This is a genomic window from Flavobacterium maritimum, assembly GCF_040049085.1.
In the GTDB taxonomy this organism is placed as follows: Bacteria; Bacteroidota; Bacteroidia; order Flavobacteriales; family Flavobacteriaceae; genus Flavobacterium; species Flavobacterium maritimum.
In genome coordinates this window covers 1-556 of sequence record NZ_JBDLZY010000038.1, presented here as the reverse complement: position 1 = coordinate 556, position 556 = coordinate 1, and the positions used below count along the sequence as shown (strand labels likewise).

The window sequence follows — 556 nt, the reverse complement described above, 5'->3', positions numbered from 1 at the left end:
AATATTACCGCTGTAGCGAAAGGAAAACTGGCAAGTAACGACGCGGCTATAGAAAATGCAACCGTAATTTATCGTTCTAACACGCCTAACGCAAGTACTCTTCACTATGGAGGAAGAGTTTTGTTTGACAAATCAGGAAACTCAATTGTAAGTATTGGAGAGCGCTCTGTTTTAGAAACGCGTCCATTGGCACAAGCCGTAAACAGCAGTTTAGGAAAAGTGGTTCGCATTACTACAAATGGGCAGGCCGCTACCGGAAATCCGACTTTTACAGGTGCAGGCGCGCTACCGGAACTTTATTCAATTGGACACAGAAATCCGCAGGGCTTGGCAATTCACCCTTCTACGGGAGAAATCTGGCAAAGTGAACATGGTCCAAGAGGTGGAGACGAAATTAACAGACTTAGTCCGGGAAAAAATTATGGCTGGCCAACCATTACATACGGCATTGAATACGACGGGCCGAAAATTGGAGAAGGAATTACCCAAAAAGAAGGTTTAGAACAACCTGTGTATTATTGGGATCCTGTTGTTTCGCCAAGTGGTATGACATTCT

1 protein-coding gene is annotated in these 556 nt (G+C 44.4%); it reads left to right on the top strand.

Annotated features, from left to right (window positions below):
- Nucleotides 1-556: PQQ-dependent sugar dehydrogenase (locus ABEB23_RS18180; RefSeq protein ID WP_348814133.1), on the top strand; the 556-nt coding region annotated here is incomplete at both ends.